The 15,381-nt window shown below is 68.8% G+C and carries 14 protein-coding genes and 1 pseudogene; 8 read left to right on the top strand and 7 right to left on the bottom strand.

Going from position 1 to position 15,381, the window contains the following annotated elements:
• Window positions 1-157: 157 nt before the first annotated feature.
• The 3 genes from OG381_RS23915 to OG381_RS23905 are packed head-to-tail and all read right to left on the bottom strand — an operon-like array spanning window position 158 to window position 2,170.
• On the bottom strand, window positions 158-1,297 hold the full coding sequence (locus tag OG381_RS23915; protein WP_327718104.1) for a cystathionine gamma-lyase: 1,140 nt from the start codon (window positions 1,295-1,297) through the stop codon (window positions 158-160).
• Window positions 1,294-1,785, bottom strand: coding sequence for a low molecular weight protein-tyrosine-phosphatase (locus OG381_RS23910; RefSeq protein WP_327718103.1), 492 nt, complete (start codon window positions 1,783-1,785; stop codon window positions 1,294-1,296). Before OG381_RS23910 ends, OG381_RS23915 begins: the two co-directional genes overlap by 4 nt.
• A 7-nt stretch (window positions 1,786-1,792) precedes the next feature.
• Window positions 1,793-2,170: a phage holin family protein gene (locus OG381_RS23905; protein WP_327718102.1), complete on the bottom strand. Its 378-nt coding sequence runs from the start codon at window positions 2,168-2,170 to the stop codon at window positions 1,793-1,795.
• A gap of 60 nt (window positions 2,171-2,230) precedes the next feature.
• On the opposite strand from OG381_RS23905, the gene OG381_RS23900 reads away from it, so the two are divergent.
• The 4 genes from OG381_RS23900 (at window position 2,231) to OG381_RS23885 (ending at window position 4,650) form a co-directional block, all read left to right on the top strand.
• Window positions 2,231-2,548, top strand: a complete 318-nt coding sequence (locus OG381_RS23900) for a cupin domain-containing protein (protein WP_307028557.1) — start codon at window positions 2,231-2,233, stop codon at window positions 2,546-2,548.
• Window positions 2,549-2,729: 181 nt separating this feature from the next.
• Complete coding sequence (locus OG381_RS23895; RefSeq protein WP_046256474.1) at window positions 2,730-2,942, top strand: DUF5326 family protein; 213 nt, start codon at window positions 2,730-2,732, stop codon at window positions 2,940-2,942.
• A gap of 223 nt (window positions 2,943-3,165) precedes the next feature.
• Window positions 3,166-4,113, top strand: a complete 948-nt coding sequence (locus OG381_RS23890; protein ID WP_443061929.1) for an IclR family transcriptional regulator — start codon at window positions 3,166-3,168, stop codon at window positions 4,111-4,113.
• A gap of 99 nt (window positions 4,114-4,212) precedes the next feature.
• Window positions 4,213-4,650: an SsgA family sporulation/cell division regulator gene (locus OG381_RS23885; protein ID WP_327718101.1), complete on the top strand. Its 438-nt coding sequence runs from the start codon at window positions 4,213-4,215 to the stop codon at window positions 4,648-4,650.
• Between the two features lie 146 nt (window positions 4,651-4,796).
• On the opposite strand, the gene OG381_RS23880 is transcribed toward OG381_RS23885, so the two are convergent.
• Window positions 4,797-6,461: a YibE/F family protein gene (locus OG381_RS23880; RefSeq protein WP_327718100.1), complete on the bottom strand. Its 1,665-nt coding sequence runs from the start codon at window positions 6,459-6,461 to the stop codon at window positions 4,797-4,799.
• Window positions 6,462-6,714: 253 nt separating this feature from the next.
• Between OG381_RS23880 and thiC the strand changes: the two genes are divergently transcribed.
• From thiC to OG381_RS23865, 3 genes and pseudogenes are all read left to right on the top strand, one after another.
• A complete protein-coding gene (gene thiC / locus OG381_RS23875; protein WP_327718099.1) occupies window positions 6,715-8,538 on the top strand; it encodes a phosphomethylpyrimidine synthase ThiC in 1,824 nt (607 codons plus the stop codon).
• Window positions 8,539-8,634: 96 nt separating this feature from the next.
• Window positions 8,635-10,008 carry a VWA domain-containing protein gene (locus OG381_RS23870; protein WP_327718098.1) on the top strand — a complete coding sequence of 458 codons (1,374 nt, stop codon included), beginning with the start codon at window positions 8,635-8,637 and terminating at the stop codon, window positions 10,006-10,008.
• A gap of 32 nt (window positions 10,009-10,040) precedes the next feature.
• Window positions 10,041-10,178 (top strand): annotated as a pseudogene (locus OG381_RS23865) (thiamine biosynthesis protein ThiC); the annotation flags it as partial.
• 119 nt (window positions 10,179-10,297) lie between these two features.
• On the opposite strand, the gene OG381_RS23860 reads toward OG381_RS23865, so the two are convergent.
• The 3 genes from OG381_RS23860 to OG381_RS23850 all read right to left on the bottom strand — a co-directional run bounded on the left by OG381_RS23860 (window position 10,298) and on the right by OG381_RS23850 (window position 13,743).
• Window positions 10,298-11,164 carry a hypothetical protein gene (locus tag OG381_RS23860; protein ID WP_327718097.1) on the bottom strand — a complete coding sequence of 289 codons (867 nt, stop codon included), beginning with the start codon at window positions 11,162-11,164 and terminating at the stop codon, window positions 10,298-10,300.
• A gap of 194 nt (window positions 11,165-11,358) precedes the next feature.
• Window positions 11,359-12,429 carry a metallophosphoesterase gene (locus OG381_RS23855; protein WP_307028567.1) on the bottom strand — a complete coding sequence of 357 codons (1,071 nt, stop codon included), beginning with the start codon at window positions 12,427-12,429 and terminating at the stop codon, window positions 11,359-11,361.
• A 201-nt stretch (window positions 12,430-12,630) separates the two neighbouring features.
• Window positions 12,631-13,743, bottom strand: coding sequence for a LacI family DNA-binding transcriptional regulator (locus OG381_RS23850; RefSeq protein ID WP_266824842.1), 1,113 nt, complete (start codon window positions 13,741-13,743; stop codon window positions 12,631-12,633).
• Window positions 13,744-14,144: 401 nt separating this feature from the next.
• On the opposite strand from OG381_RS23850, the gene hisC reads away from it, so the two are divergent.
• Window positions 14,145-15,224, top strand: coding sequence for a histidinol-phosphate transaminase (gene hisC, locus OG381_RS23845; protein ID WP_327718095.1), 1,080 nt, complete (start codon window positions 14,145-14,147; stop codon window positions 15,222-15,224).
• Window positions 15,225-15,381 lie beyond the last annotated feature (157 nt).

The raw sequence follows: 15,381 nt of genomic DNA, 5'->3' as shown, positions 1-15,381 counted from the left end.
GCTGTCGCTACTGTGATTGGACACTGACGCAGAGTCAACTAGCCTTGCTTGCGCGGTTCTTCGCGCGCGGAACCGAGGACGGTCCGAGCCACGAGGGGGGAGGCTCGGACCGTCCGTTGTGCGTAGCCGGATCCCCACGGACGCGCAGAACACGGCGTCAGCGCGCCGACTCGTCCAGCGCGCGCAGCACATCCGCCACCAGATCCTCCGGGTCCTCGGCGCCGACCGAGAAGCGGACGAAGCCGTCCGGCACGGCATCCCCGCCCCAGCGCCCACGCCGCTCGGCCGTGGAACGTACTCCGCCGAAGCTCGTCGCGTCGTCCACGAGCCGCAGCGCGTCGAGGAAACGCTCCGCACGCTCGCGCGAAGCCAGCGTGAAGGAGACCACGCACCCGTAGCGCCGCATCTGCTGCGAGGCGACCTTGTGCGAGGGATCGTCGGGCAGTCCCGGATACCGCAGTCCCGTGACGTCCGGGCGTCCCTTCAGGGCCTCGGCGAGCACGAGCGCGGTCGCGTTCTGCCGGTCGACCCGCAGCTGGAGCGTGGCGATCGAGCGGTGCGCGAGCCAGGCCTCCATGGGCCCCGGGATCGCCCCGACGATCTTGCGCCAGCGTCGTACGGCGGTCATCGCCTCGCCGTCGCGGCCGGTGACGTATCCCAGGAGGACGTCTCCGTGCCCGGTGAGCTGCTTGGTGCCGCTGGCCACCGAGAAGTCGGCGCCGAGCTCCAGGGGGCGCTGTCCGAGCGGCGTCGCCAGGGTGTTGTCGACGGCGACGAGGGCGCCACGCGTGTGTGCCGCCTCGACGAGCCGCCGGATGTCGCACACGTCGAGCCCGGGATTCGACGGCGTCTCGATCCACAGCAGCTTCGCGCCGTCCAGCACCTCCAGCTGGGCGTCGCCGCCGGTCGGCGCGGTCCGCACCTCGATGCCGTACGCCTCCAGCTGTGCGCGCACCAGGGGCAGCACCTGGTAGCCGTCGTTCGGCAGGACGACCGTGTCCCCGGCGCGCAGCTGGGAGAAGAGCACCGAGGAGATGGCGGCCATGCCCGAGGCGAACACGAGCGTGTGGAGGCCGCCCTGCCCGGGCGCCTCCAGCTCGCCGATGGCGCGCTCCAGGAGGGTCCAGGTGGGGTTCTCGTCCCGGCCGTAGGTGTACGGGCCGCCCACCTCGCCCGGCAGATGGAAGTGGGCGGCGAAGGCCGGGCCCGGCAGGGTGGGTTCGTTCCTGACCGGCTCGGGCAGTCCCGCCCGTACCGCGCGCGTGCCCTCGCCGTTGCCCTCGGTCGACTCGCTCATGCCACCCGTCCTTCCATGTCCTCGCGTACCGCGGTGAGCAGACCCTCGCTCGCCGCCTCCACCATCTCAAGGCACTCCTCGAAGCCGTCCATCCCCCCGTAATAAGGGTCCGGTACGTCGAGGTCGTCGCCCGCGGACGGGTCGTAGGAGCGCAGGAGCCGCACCTTCGCCGCGTCCTGCGGGGTGGGCGCGAGGCGGCGCAGGGCCTTGAGGTGGCCGTGGTCGAGGGCGATGACGAGGTCGAGGCGGGAGAACCACGACGGCTGGAACTGGCGGGCCGTGTGGTCGCCGTCGTAGCCGTGCGCCTCGAGGACCGACACGGTGCGCGGGTCGGCGCCGTCGCCCTCGTGCCAGCCGCCCGTGCCGGCGCTGTCGACCTCGACCGAGCCGTCGAGCCCGTCCTCCGCCACGCGGGCGCGGAAGACGGACTCGGCCATCGGCGAGCGGCAGATGTTGCCGGTGCAGACGAAGCAGACGCGGTACGTCACGAGGGGCTCAGTCCCCGTCGGGCAGGACGACGTTGAGCGCCCAGGACACGATCGAGATGATCAGGGCGCCGAGCACCGCGGTCCAGAAGCCGTCGACGTGGAAGCTCAGGTCGAGCTTGTCGGCCAGCCACGAGGTCAGCATCAGCATCAGCGCGTTGACGACCAGGGTGAACAGACCGAGGGTCAGGATCAGCAGCGGGAGGCTGAGAAGCTTGACGACCGGCTTGACCAGGAAGTTCACGATGCCGAAGATCAGCGCGACGAGGATCAGGGTGGCGATCTTCTTGCCCGTGCTGTCACCGGTCAGGGTGATCTTGTCCAGCAGCCAGACGGCGACCGCCAGGGCGCCCGCGTTGGCGATCGTCTTGACTACGAAATTCTTCATGTGTCTGATCGTGGCAGAAGAGATCGGCGATCAGCAGTGTGACGAGGGCGGACGAGGGCGATGAAGGCATTCCGGCTGGACGAACTGGAGGCGGAACGCGCCGCCAACGACGGCGCCTACCTGCAGTTTCTGCGTGAGCGGAGCATGTCGGTCGGGCTGTACGCGCTGGACGCCGGTGAACATGATCCACAGAAGCCGCACAATCAGGACGAGGTCTACTTCGTTGTGAGCGGCCGCGCCGCGATCACCGTGGGCATGGAGACCACCCAGGTCGCGCGCGGCAGCGTGGTCTACGTACCGGCCGGTGTCGCCCACAAGTTCCACCACATCAGCGAGGACCTGCGAGTCCTCGTGGTGTTCTCTCCGCCCGAGAGCTGACCCGGCACCCCGGGATTCCCTAGGGGATCAGTCAGGGGAGGACAAGGGGTGCGAGGCCCCCGCCGGGCCCCTTCCCCGCCCTAGCATCGAGTGCAGGACATCAGAGGGATCCGGCATCACGAGCCCGGGTCTTCCACCGGACCCGGCACGAGCGACGGGCAGAGAGACAAGGACGAGAGCAATGGGAGATTTCTTCGCGGGACTGCCCTGGTGGGTGAAGTGGATCGCGGTGCCGGTCATCGCCCTGGTCGTGTTCGGCGGGCTGATAGCCAGCGTCGTCGGATTCGTCATCGGACTGCTCTTCAAGCTGCTGGTCTTCGTGGCCCTGGTCGGCGGACTGATCTACGTGGTGCGCAAGTTCACGTCGAGTTCCTCCTCGCGCGGCGACTGGTGACACGTACGGCAACCGGCGAGCGGCACCGGTGATCGGCGCCGGCGACCGGTAACAGGAATCGCCGGTTCCCTCGGGTGGGGGAAGTTTCGGTCCAGGTCGAGTGCGAGCGGTGGCGGACGGTTAAAGTCCGGAATTCGACGCGGGGACGATCCCCCGCGAGCGGCGCACACCCCCTCCCGTGTCCCCCCGCACGGGCGGCCCCCTCGCGCTTCGGGAGTGACCCTTGGCCACGGTTGACACCGCACCCGCGGAACGCCTCGCAGCCCCCGCACCGGTCCGGGCGGTGGTCCCTTCGCCGGAGCCCCGGCTCCGGCCGCCGGAGCAGCCCGCAGCCACCAGCCGGTCGCGCCCGGGGGCACCCCCGGCACCGGCATCGAACCCGGCACCGAGAGCGGTCTCCGCCGACTCCCCGGAGTCACCGCACTCCACGACCCTCATCGGCTCCGTGCAGCGCGCGATGCGCCTGCTGGAATCCGTCGCCGAGCACGAACACGGCGCCCCCGCCAAACAACTGGCCCGCGAGACCGGCCTCGCCCTGCCCACGGCCTACCACCTGCTGCGCACCCTGGTCCACGAGGGTTACCTGCGCCGGGACAAGGGTCTGTTCTTCCTCGGCGAGGCGGCCGAACGGCTGAGCAGCAGCGGAGCACAGGAGAAACGTCGCAGCACGATCGCCGAGACACTGGCCCACTGGCGTGACGCCATCGGTGTACCCGTGTACTACGCGATCTACCGGGACGGTGAGATCGAGGTCATGTGCGTCTCCGAGACCCCGGGCAACCCGGCGGTCGAGGAATGGGCCGGCTTCCGCGAGACGGCGCACGCGCACGCGATCGGCCAGTGCCTGCTCTCCCAGCTCGGCGAGGACGCCCGCCGAGACCACCTGGACCGCTACCCCGTGCAGGCCATCACCCCGTACACCGTGCGGGACAACCACACGCTGCTACGGCGTCTGGACCGGGCACGACGGATGGAACCGGTCTTCGAACGGCAGGAGTACGCGCTGGGGACGGTCTGCGCGGCGATCCCGATCACCATGGGCACCACCGCCGCGACGATGGCCATCTCACTGCCCGCCCACCAGGCCGACCGACTGGCGGCCGCCACCCGTCAGTTGCAGAGCGAGATCGGACGCCTTCTGGGGTCACTGGCGATCTCTATCAGTATCTGAAAACTCACTCCTTGTGATCTCTCGTGTACGTTAAGCAAACTTCCACCACAGTCAAAGGGATCATTCCCGGCCAGTCGACGGCAGATGACGGGGTAGACGATGGGTGAGTCGGTACAGGCAGAGGTCATGATGAGCTTTCTCGTGTCCGAGGAGCTCGCCTTCCGCATCCCGGTGGAGCTGCGCTACGAGACCTGCGATCCCTACGCCGTGCGGCTCACCTTCCATCTGCCCGGTGACGCGCCGGTGACCTGGGCTTTCGGGCGTGAGCTGCTGATCGACGGCGTGGGGCGGCCGTGCGGGGACGGGGATGTGCGCATCGCGCCCGCCGAGGAGGACACGCTGGGTGAGGTCCTGATCCGCCTTCAGGTCGGCGTCGACCAGGCGCTGTTCCGCTCCTCGGCGGCGCCGCTCATCGCCTTCCTCGACCGCACCGACAAGCTGGTGCCGCTGGGCCAGGAGGGGGCGCTCGCCGATTTCGACGCCCACCTCGAGGAGGCCCTGGACCGGATCCTGGCGGAGGAACAGAGCGCGGGCTGAGGCGTTACGGCCATGAGGGGGGCGTAACGCTTCAGCGCGGGCGTGGGGCTCGCGCAGGAACGCTTCTCCTCCGGCGGGGCCCGGGGCAGGCCGCAGCGGCTGTACGCCGCCGTACAGCCCTTCTCACGGCGGCACGGGCGCCGGCGTCAGCGCTTGCGCCGCCGCCCGCGCCCGCCTCGTGCCGCGGTCGGCTGGGTGCCCGCCGACATCGACTGGGCTCCCGCCGGAGCCGGCCGCCCGCCCACCGGCGCCGTCCCGGAGTCAGGGAGTTGAGGCCGGTCGGCCGCCACCACCAGGGCCGCGAGGGCGGTCGTCACCGGCACGGACGCGACCAGGCCGATCGATCCCACCAGCGTGCGTACGATCTCCTCGGCGACGAGCTCGCTGTTGGCGACCGTCCCCACGCTGCTCTGCGCGATGGAGAAGAGCAGCAGCAGCGGCAGCGCGGCGCCCGCGTAGGCGAGGACGAGCGTGTTGACGACGGACGCGATGTGGTCGCGGCCGATGCGGATGCCCGCGCGGTACAGATCGCGCCAGCCCATCGACGGATTGGCCTCGTGCAGCTCCCAGACCGCCGACGTCTGGGTGACCGTCACATCGTCGAGGACACCGAGCGAACCGATGATGACACCGGCGAGCAGCAGACCGCTCATGTCGATCGACGGGTACAGGCCGTGGATCAGGCCGGTGTTGTCGTCCGTGTTGCCGGTGAGCGCGGCCCAGTCGATGAACAGCGAGCCGAGCACGCCGATCAGCAGCAGCGAGATCAGTGTGCCGAGCACCGCGACGGATGTTCTCGCCGACAGTCCATGGCACAGATACAGGGCGATCAGCATGATGGCGCTCGCCCCGACCACGGCCACGACCAGCGGGTTCGAGCCTTGCAGGATCGCGGGCAGGATGAAGAAGTTCAGGATCATGAAGCTGATGGCCAGCGCGACCAGCGCCATGACGCCCCGCAACCGCCCGACGACCACGACGGCGAGGGCGAAGATGCCGGCGAGCAGCGCCATGGGAAGCCGGCGGTTCACGTCGGTGACCGAGTACTGCAGGTCCTTGGGGGCGGAGGGCTCGTAGGCGACCACGACCTTCTCGCCCTGGTCCAACTGCCGTGACTGGTCCGGCTGCACGATCTCGGTGAACGTACGGCCCTTGTCGTCCCCGGTGTCGACGCGGATCGTCGCCTTCTTGCAGTCGCCGTCGGCCTGCTGCTGGGCGGAGGAGCCCTCGGCGGTGGAGGTGTCGCCGGTCGGGGTCTCGCCCGAGGCGTTGACCGACTTGCAGCTCACGCTCACGACCTTGGTGACCGTGGCCTGCTGGGTCTGCCGGTCGAAGCCGACACCGGTGCGCTCATGACCCGGCGCACCCCCGGGCCACAGCACGACGAGGCCGACGATCACGGCGACGCCGAAGGGGATGAGGATCGCTGCGATGACCTTGCGCAGGTGCTTGGAGACGGGGGCCGCCGGGCCGTGGCTGTGGCTGTGACCGTGTCCGCCACCACCGCCGCCGGTGCCCCCGCCACCGGAACCGGGGCCGTGCCCATGACCGTGTCCGTGCTCGCCACCGGCGTCGTGCCCGTGGCCGCCGGAACCGGCCCCCTGCTCGGCCCGGCCGCCCGATCCGGGCTCCTGTCCGAACCAGTCACCTGTGCCGTTGCCCTGCTCGGGCCAGTCGCCGGGGCCCGCGCCCGGACCGTACCCGTCGCCCTGCCCGTCCGCGGGCCCGGGTCTGTTGCCGGGCCCGTTTCCGGAACCGGGCCTGCGAGGAGGCTCGGGCGGTGGGAACGGGGACTGATGTGTCGTGGTCACCGACCGATCATCGCAAGAACGACAGGGGCCCTCTGTTCACCGCGCCCGAATTGACGCTAGCGTGGGGGCACCTTTGTACACGCGGGAGCTCGGAGCACCGGGCTGAGAGGGCGCTGACCTCCGTCCCAGCGATGTTTCACGTGGAACATCGTCACCAGCGAGTGACGTTCCACACGAAACGTCGGCAGACGGAAGCCGCTGCGTCGACCGCCGAACCTGTTACCGGGTAATGCCGGCGTAGGGAGTAGGTCTCATGACCATCAAGGACGCGCGCACGCCTGCCTTCAGCCAGGACGAACAGCCCCTTCAGGGCGAACAGTCCGCGGAGGTCGGGAAGTCCATCGGCTGGCACAAGGCGTATGTCGAGGGCTCGCGCCCCGATCTGCAGGTGCCGGTCCGTCAGGTGCACCTCACCAACGGGCAGTCGGTCACGCTGTACGACACATCGGGTCCGTACACCGATCCCCTGGTCGACACCGATGTCCGGCGGGGTCTGGCTCCGCTCCGGGAGAACTGGATCATCGCCCGCGGCGACACCGAGGAGTACGCGGGCCGTCCCGCCCGTCCCGAGGACGACGGCATCAAGCACACCTCGCCGCGGGGCGGCAACCTCCGCAACCTCGACGCGGTCTTCCCCGGGCGGCCCCGCCTGCCGCGCCGTAGCCGCGACGGCGGAGCGGTCACGCAGCTCGCGTACGCGCGCCGCGGTGAGATCACACCGGAGATGGAGTACGTGGCCCTGCGGGAGAACGTGGCCCCCGAGGTCGTCCGGGAGGAGATCGCGGCCGGCCGCGCGGTCCTCCCGGCCAACGTCAACCACCCCGAGATCGAGCCGATGATCATCGGCAAGCGGTTCCTGGTGAAGGTCAACGCCAATATCGGCAACTCCGCGGTGACCTCCTCCATCGAGGAGGAGGTCGAGAAGATGACCTGGGCGACCCGCTGGGGCGCCGACACGGTCATGGATCTGTCCACCGGCCGCAACATCCACACCACCCGTGAGTGGGTGCTGCGCAACTCCCCCGTCCCCATCGGCACGGTGCCGCTCTACCAGGCACTGGAGAAGGTGGACGGCAAGGCCGAGGAACTGACCTGGGAGATCTACAAGGACACGGTCATCGAGCAGGCCGAGCAGGGTGTGGACTACATGACGGTTCACGCGGGCGTCCGGCTGCCGTACGTACCGCTGACGGCCAACCGCAAGACGGGCATCGTCTCGCGCGGCGGCTCGATCATGGCGGCCTGGTGCCTCGCGCACCACAAGGAGTCGTTCCTCTACGAGAACTTCGAGGAACTCTGCGAGATCCTCGCCGCGTACGACGTCACGTACTCGCTCGGCGACGGCCTGCGGCCGGGTTCGATCGCGGACGCCAACGACGAGGCGCAGTTCGCGGAGTTGAGGACGCTCGGGGAACTCAACACGATCGCGAAGCGATTCAATGTACAGACCATGATCGAGGGCCCGGGGCACGTCCCGATGCACAAGATCAAGGAGAACATCGACCTTCAGCAGGAGATCTGCGAGGAGGCGCCGTTCTATACGCTCGGCCCGCTGACCACGGACATCGCCCCGGGGTACGACCACATCACCTCGGGCATCGGTGCCGCGATGATCGCGTGGTGGGGCACGGCGATGCTCTGCTACGTCACGCCCAAGGAGCACTTGGGTCTGCCCAACCGTGACGACGTGAAGACAGGCGTCATCACCTACAAGATCGCGGCCCATGCGGCGGACCTCGCCAAGGGACATCCTGGCGCACAGGAGTGGGACGACGCGCTGTCGGACGCGCGCTTCGAGTTCCGCTGGGAGGACCAGTTCAACCTCGCCCTCGACCCCGACACGGCCCGTGAGTTCCACGACGAGACTCTCCCGGCCGAGCCGGCCAAGACGGCCCACTTCTGCTCCATGTGCGGGCCCAAGTTCTGCTCGATGAAGATTAGCCAAAGCATCACAAAGCAGTTCGGCGGTACGGCGGCTGCGGGGGCGACGGCTGAGGAGGTCGCCGAAGGCATGATGCAGAAGTCGAAGGAGTTCGCGGCCAGCGGGAACAGGGTGTACCTGCCACTCGCGGAGTGAGAACCGGGGTGCGATGCCTCGGCGCTTCGGGGCATCGCTTCCCCTGGGATCTCGGCAAGTCTGCCCTCCTGCTCTTTCGGCGGGCAGACTGCCCCCATGACGAGAACATTGGGCAAGGGCGCCAACCTTCCTGTCGATTATCGTGCGGTGCGCGTCGAGTTCGTTTGGCACGAAAAGCCTGACGCGCCCGATGTCGACGGGTCGGCCTTGCTGCTCACTGGTGCCGGACGCGTTCGCGACGATGGTGACTTCGTCTTCTACAACCAGCCGCAACATGCGTCGAACGCTGTGACCCACCTGGGAAAGCAGAGCGCTGATGGCGTCCTCACCGACACAGTCGAGGTCAATCTGCGCTTGCTTGACCCCGCCGTCGAGCGAGTTGTGCTGTGCGCTTCGGCCGATGATGGAACGTTCGGGCAGGTGCCTGGGCTGACCTTGAGGCTCCTGGACGCGGTGAGCGGGACTGAGATCGCACGGTTTCCCATGGAGGCCGAGACGGAGACCGCGTTCATCGGCGGTGAGCTGTACCTACGGGCGGGGCAGTGGAAGTTCCGCGCAGTCGGTCAGGGTTATGCCTCGGGGCTCGCTGGGCTGGCCACCGACTTCGGCATCACCGTTGAGGATGCGTCCTCGGATGCGTCCGTGCTCCCGGCGGCACCTGTTTCGCCATCGCCTGTCCCGGCCCAGGCATCTGCTGGCCCGCGCCTCAGCAAGGGCGAAGAACAACTGCCCGTCGATATGCGCAAGCGTCTGTCCCTGCGTAAGGAACAGGTGGCGGTGAGTCTGAGAAAGCATGGAGCAGTCGGAGTTACCGCGCGCGTCATCCTGGTCCTGGACGCCTCCGGATCGATGTCTTTCCTCTATTCCAAGGGCGTCGTCGCCGATGTCGTGGAGCGCATGGCAGCGGTGGCCGCGCAGTTGGACGATGACGGTGACATGCAAGCCTGGACGTTCGCTTCCAACGCGGCACGCCTCCCTGATCTGCGACTCGGGGACCTTCCCGAATGGCTGCGACTGCACGTCCGGGTGGGACAGATCAGCCTCTTCCGGCGTAGTAAGAAGCCTGGCAGAGGGTTGGAACCCGGTCAGGTCGACATGCGGATGGTGGGTATCCAGAACGAAGAACAGAAGGCGATTGCCCAAGTCCGCACGTATGTCCAGGAAACCCCTGCTGCTGTCCCCACCCTGGTGCTGTTCTTCTCCGACGGTGGCATCCACCGCAACGCCATGATCGAGCGAGAGTTGCGGGAAGCCGTTGAGGAACCGATCTTCTGGCAGTTCGTGGGGCTGGGACGGTCCGACTATGGAGTGTTGGAACGCTTCGACACCCTGCCGGGCCGTCGCGTCGACAACGTCGGATTCTTTGCTGTGGACGACATCAGCACAGTCCCCGACCAGGAGCTGTACGACCGGATCCTGTCCGAGTTCCCGACCTGGATTGCTGCCGCCGGCCAGGCCGGCATCATTTGATCTGATTCTTCCGGTCCCTCTCAGGGCTGAGGCTGTCCTCCATGAAGATCTCCCAGGACATCCGCCGCCGGCACGGCGGGAACCAGGAGGAGATCGAGGAGGGCATGGCCCAGAAGTCGAAGGAGTTCGCGGCGGCGGGGAACCGGGTGTACCTGCCGCTCGCCGACTGAGCCGAGGCCCGTCGGGAGTGGGGAAGGCGCAGGTCGTCCGGTGTCCGTGCGGCGCCGGACGACCGGCTTGCGCGCCCCCGGAAGCGGGTTTCCCCGCGGGGAGGGGCGCAAGCCGGGGGTTACTCCGGCTGGTGCTCCGGGCCGCCGAAGTCCGGGCTGGTGTAGTCCGGGCTCGTGAAGCTGGGCCGGGGGCTGGTGGAGCCGTCGTCCGGGCTGCTGAAACCCGGGCGGCCGTAGCCGAGGTTCGGCATACGGCTGGTCGGCGCGGGCCGTGCGGGGCGGTGCAGAGCGGTCGCCGAGCCGGGGTCGGCCAGCGCGTCCCGCAGGAAGGGCAGGACACCCCGCTCCAGCAGGGCCTCGCGCCAGGCTTCCCTGGCCCGGGCCACCTCCCCGCTCAGCTCGCCGTACGGCCCCGTGTCCAGCGAGGGCCGGTTGCGCAGGGCGGTGAGCAGGAGGCCGACCGCGGCGACCAGGATCGCGACCGCGGTCACCGCGCCGAACACCCAACCGGTGGTCAGCATCGTCTGGGCGAACGCCGGCTGGGGGTCCAGCATTTTCAGGATGTACCCCACCAGCAGGAAGATCGCCGCGGCGGTTCCGGCGAGGACAGGAGTCAGGACCGCGGCGACGGCGACGGCGCCCGCGCCGGCGGTCTCGGCGACCTCTCCCATGGTGGCGGCGAGCCCCACCGCGCCCGAGCCCGGCTCCGCGGAGCCGGTTTCACGGACGGACGACGGGGTGGACGGCGCCGGCTGGCGCAGTTCCTCGCGGACCTTCACGTAGTGCTGGTATTCGGTCGCCGCGGCCGCCGTGATGATCGCCGTGGCGTTGAGCGCCATGGTGCGCAGCTGCTCGGGATTGAGCCGCTGTCCCACAGCGGCCAGTTCCGGGCGGTGTGGGGCGGAGCGCAGCGCCTCATCGAGGATCCGCTCGTACTCCTGGCGGTCCTCGATCAGCAGGTGCTGCGGAACGCTGTTCATGTGCATCCCCCGATGCTCCGTAGGGCTTGGGGCTCGCATGACTGTGAGCCGTCGGGCAGAAACGGAGGGGAGCCTGCTACGGATAAGCCGATGGTAGAGCGGTGACGGCACACGGTGACAGGGGGTTTCCAGAAATTGGGCCCTGGCCTGCGTCGTTTCTTGCTCAGTCCGTCATGGGGGATCGGCTGCCCCGTGAACGTTCAGATATCCAGCGGCAGTTGCTGGACCAGCAGCTTTCCGGCCATGGTCACACCGCCGTCCATCGCGATGGCCAGCCCCTCGGCGTAGACGTGCGGTCCCTCGACCAGCGGACCCGACGAGTCCTCGCCGTCCTCCGAGCCGACCTCGCCCAGCAGGTAGGGGATCGGGCTGTGCCCGTGGACGATCCGCGTGCCGCCGTAGGTGTCGAGCAGGGACCGCACATGGTCGGCACCGCCCTCGTCGCGGAAGGAGAAGCGCTTGGTGAACTTGCGGAACAGATCCCACACCTCGTCCGCGTCGTTGCGCGTGATCGTCTCGCGGACGGTGTCGTTGACCGCCTCGATCGAGTCGCCGTAGTCGAGGTAGGCGGTGGTGTCCGAGTGGACGAGCAGGTGCCCGTCGACCTCCTCCATGGCGTCGAGGCGGGCCATCCACTGGAGGTGGTGGTCCTGGAGACGGTCCATGTCGGTCTTCTGCCCGCCGTTGAGCAGCCAGGCCGCCTGGAAGGTGGCGGTGCCCGCGCCGGAGTTGACGGGGGTGTCGCCGAACCGCTTGGCGCCGAGGAGCAGCAGCTCGTGGTTGCCCATGAGGGCCTTGCAGTAGCCGCCGGCCGCGGCGGCCTCGGCGGACAGGCGCATCACGAGGTCGATGACGCCGATGCCGTCCGGGCCGCGGTCGGTGAAGTCGCCGAGGAACCACAGCCGGGCGGTGCCCGCGCACCAGTTGCCGGCCGCGTCGACGAGGCCCTTCTCCTGGAGCGCCGCCACCAGCTCGTCGAGATAGCCGTGGACGTCACCGACGACGAACAGCGCGCCCGGCCCGACGACGGCCTGCGGGACCGCCGCGGGGTCGACGGCCACCTGAAGCGTGTCACCCCGGTTGACGACCGGCAGGTTGCGCTCGGTGGGCGTGTACCCCTCCGGGTACTCCGCCTCGTGCGCCGGTACGACGTCACCGGGGTGCGCGCTGTGGCCGTACGGGCCGGTCTCGTGGACGTACGCGGGCACCCGGAAGTCGCGCAACGTCGCCGTCCGCTCCGCCTCGGGTCCCTGACCGGCCCCCTGAGTCATCAGACCCCTCCACCATCACGCCGCATCTGCACCGCTTCGGACTGCCTGGTCGCAGCGGCCCGCGGTGTCGTGGGCCCATCATAGGAATGCGGATCGCGCCATGTGATGACCCAGGGGTGGTGAATCGGAGCAAGACTCCTGTTCACCGCGGCTTTCGCCCCGATTGGGCAGGGCCTGTGCCGCCTGCTGACGTCCCTCGTCCTACTTCTCCTCGGGCGACCGGGGCGGACTGACGGTCGTCCGGGGAGGACGGCGCTGGGACGAAGTACGCACGATCAGCTCCGTCGGTATCACCTGCTCGACCGGTTGGTCCGATTCGACCCCCTCGATGGCGTCGATGAGGAGCTGGACCACGGCCGTGCCGATACGCCTCGGCTTCAGCGAGAGCGTGGTGATGGGCGGTTCGGTGCTGGCGTACACGGTGGACTCGCTGCAGCAGACCAGAAGCAGGTCGTCCGGTACCCGCAGCCCGTAGCGACGGGCGGCGGCGAGCAGATCGGTGCCGTTCGGGTCGAACAGCCCGTAGACCGCGTCGGGGCGGTCCGGGCGGGCGAGCAGCCGGTCGGCGGCGACGGCGCCCGCGCACGGATCGTGCGCCGGGTAGGACTCGTACACCGGATCCTGGCCGACCCGCTCGCACCAGCGCAGATACGCCGTGGTGGACAGATGGGTGTAGGTGTCCGTCGACGTCCCCGTCAGCAGGCCGATGCGGCGGGCGCCGGCGTCGGCCAGGTGGTCGAGGATGCCGAGGACGGCGGCCTCGTGGTCGTTGTCGACCCACGCGGTGACCGGCAGCGAGCCGGCCGGGCGGCCGTCGGAGACGACCGGCAGCCCCTGCCGGACGAGTTCGCTGACCACCGGGTCCTGGTCGGACGGGTCGATGACGACCGTCCCGTCCAGGGCGACGTTCGACCACACGTCGTGGCGCGAGGTCGCGGGGAGGATGACGAGCGCGTAGCCCCGGGCGAGCGCCGCCGAGGTGGCGGCCCGGGCCATCTCGGCGAAGTACGCGAACTCCGTGAAGGTGAAAGGTTCATCCCCGTACGTCGTCACGGTGAGGCCGATGAGGCCCGACTTTCCGGTACGGAGGGTTCGGGCGGCCGCCGACGGGCGATAACCCAGCCGGTCGGCGACCTCGCGGACATGGCGGCGGGTGGCGTCCGGGAGCCGCCCTTTGCCGTTGAGGGCGTCAGAGACGGTCGTGATGGAGACTCCGGCGGCGGCGGCAACGTCTCTGATGCCCGCACGACCCGGCCGGCTGCCTCGACGTGAGGTTTCCGCGCGGCTCACCTGGTGCTTCCCTGCTGCTGTCATGGCGAGCCGATAGTAGGGCTCATGCGGTGGGGTAGGGCGGGCGCATATGCACGCGTTGACAGGCACGTTTCTGCATGGTCATACCCCGTCAATCTCCTTTGATTGAAAGGGAGTTGAACGATCCAATGGCACTACGTGACTTGTCGACGCGCATGGGCCTGCCAAGTTCCCGATGTTTCGAAGAGGTCTCAACTCACCTGCACGGGTGATGCGCGCCACGGCGCGAGCCACCGGCGCATAGATATATGTGAGAGCGCCCTGTGATTCGTCTGTCTTCGTACGGTGATGCCCCTGATGCCAGTGGGGCTGATGGGGTTTGCGTCCCGCCTGTACGCAGCGGCGCCGAATCCTCATAAGGTAAGAAGCATTCGAAGCCGGTGGTGGTCACAAGGAGGACTGCGGTGAGCGAGACGAGCCCCAAGCTGCGCGCCGAGCTGGAGGAGATTCCCACCTACAAGCCGGGCAAGCCCGCAGCGGCCGGCGGCCCGGTCGCCTACAAGCTGTCCTCCAACGAGAACCCCTATCCGCCGCTGCCGGGCGTGATGGAGAGCGTCACGGCCGCGGCCTCGTCCTTCAACCGCTACCCGGACATGGCCTGCACAGGCCTGATGAACGAGCTGTCGGAGCGCTTCGGTGTCCCGCTCTCCCACCTGGCCACCGGCACCGGCTCGGTCGGTGTCGCCCAGCAGCTCGTCCAGGCGACCTCGGGTCCGGGTGACGAGGTGATCTACGCCTGGCGGTCCTTCGAGGCGTACCCGATCATCGCGCAGATCAGCGGAGCGACCTCGGTGAAGGTCCCGCTGACGCCGGGCGATGTGCACGACCTCGACGCCATGGCCGACGCCGTCACCGACCGGACGAGGCTGATCTTCGTCTGCAACCCCAACAACCCGACCGGCACCGTGGTGAAGCGGGCCGAGCTGGAGCGTTTCCTCGACCGGGTGCCGAGCGATGTGCTCGTGGTGCTGGACGAGGCGTACCGCGAGTTCATCCGGGACACCGAGGTGCCGGACGGCGTCGAGCTGTACCGCGACCGGCCGAACGTCTGCGTCCTGCGGACCTTCTCCAAGGCGTACGGTCTCGCCGGTCTCCGGGTCGGCTTCGCGATCGCCCACGAGCCGGTGGCGGCGGCGCTGCGCAAGACCGCGGTGCCCTTCGGCGTCAGCCAGCTCGCGCAGGACGCGGCGATCGCCTCGCTGCGTGCCGAGGACGAACTGCTCGGCCGGGTGGGCTCGCTGGTGTGTGAGCGCAACCGGGTGGTCGAGGGCTTGCGGGGGCAGGGCTGGACGGTGCCCGAGACCCAGGCCAACTTCGTGTGGCTGCGGCTGGGGGAGCGCACGGCCGACTTCGCCGCGGCGTGCGAGCGGCAGGGTGTGGTGGTCCGGCCGTTCCCGGGCGAGGGTGTGCGGGTGACCGTCGGGGAGACCGAGGCGAACGACATCTTCCTGAAGGCGGCGGAAGGGTTCCGCAAGGAGCTCTGAAGCGCTGCAGAAGACCTACCGCACGGCGGCTGCTTCAACGAGATGTTGAGGCGGCCGCCGTGTGCGTTCACGTGACGCAGGAGACACGACCCCCCTGCCTTTCGTCGAAAACCAGTACGGCATACTGGGCTTGTGAATGTGAACGCGTTCACAAGCG

It is taken from the genome of Streptomyces sp. NBC_00490, from assembly GCF_036013645.1.
In the GTDB taxonomy this organism is placed as follows: Bacteria; Actinomycetota; Actinomycetes; order Streptomycetales; family Streptomycetaceae; genus Streptomyces; species Streptomyces canus_F.
Note: the sequence above shows the minus strand (reverse complement) of the source record. Positions and strands in the feature narration are given on the sequence as shown.